The organism is Pseudoalteromonas sp. HM-SA03 (genome assembly GCF_002289345.1).
Taxonomy (GTDB): domain Bacteria; phylum Pseudomonadota; class Gammaproteobacteria; order Enterobacterales; family Alteromonadaceae; genus Pseudoalteromonas.
In genome coordinates, this window is sequence record NZ_NSDG01000194.1 from 1 (window position 1) to 981 (window position 981).

Annotated in this window: 1 protein-coding gene; it reads right to left on the minus strand. The window is 37.8% G+C overall.

Features of this window, described 5'->3' with window-relative positions; all coding sequences use genetic code 11:
* Window positions 1-110: 110 nt before the first annotated feature.
* Complete coding sequence (locus tag CKO50_RS23280; RefSeq protein ID WP_095730084.1) at window positions 111-788, minus strand: GAD-like domain-containing protein; 678 nt, start codon at window positions 786-788, stop codon at window positions 111-113.
* Window positions 789-981 lie beyond the last annotated feature (193 nt).

Consider the following 981-nt stretch of genomic DNA (forward strand, 5'->3'; position numbering starts at 1 on the left):
GCGATGAGTTCAAAGTTAATCATCATCGCATTTTCAATTAATAAGTAAGTGTTTTTAGTGGTAAGGAGTTAAGTGGTTTTTATTTGCTACTTTAATAACAGGAGCATTTACTATGAATAAGCCTTAGCTATAAGCCCTTGTTGGTCTAGTATTTCTTTCTGACCAAATGATGCTAATACACTTAGATGGGCGAAAATATTTACTTTACTGACATTGTCAATGGTAGGCTGCCCACCAAGAAAAAAAGCGGGTTCAAAAGCATACATTTCGTTATATTTTAATTGAGATAATCGAAGTTTACATTTCTCAAAAAGTAAGCCTCCACTCGTATCATCTATATCCAACGATGTTGGCCTTTTTGCACTAAAGAAAAACTGTATGGCATCGTTTTCTTCTCCAACTGCTATGTCTTCGGCATTACCTTCTTTCTCTATAATCCAACCGTGAGATGGGTCGATTAGATATTTATGTCCAAACTTCTCTCCCCATAAGAATAGCTCTCCAAAAGCACTGCGAGCAATTACATAATATGTGTCTTGCTCGATGATACCTATATCTCCAAGCCATGCATCTAAGGTATCTTCAAAATCATCGGGATTAGTTAACCAAAAAAGTCCTTCCCCGAAACCAGAAAATCCGTATTCACTCCAATATTCTAATAATCTAGTAGGTAGTTTACCTTCAAACTTTTTTATTATTTCTGCTGGGGCTTGATTTTTTTCACTAGGCTCTTCAAACTTTTCAAGAAACCAGTCTAAATCTTCATCTATTTCAAATTGTTTGGTCATTATTCTAACCTCCTTACTTACACCGTTCTAATTCTATATTCACTTGGGTGGTAGGGCCCATTGTTCTCAACGCAAACCTTGCTGCCTCATCCATACCGGAAACTCCCTATAAACTGAAACGTTTTACCGTGGCTTGCATGCCTTCGATGGCGGCGTCTGGAAGTAGTAGGTCGTAGTGCCAACTGGTGGACAT

Excerpts from the sequence above, each read along its gene's own strand:
- CKO50_RS23280 (WP_095730084.1), bottom strand. The coding sequence starts at position 788 with ATGACCAAACAATTTGAAATAGATGAAGATTTAGACTGGTTTCTTGAA.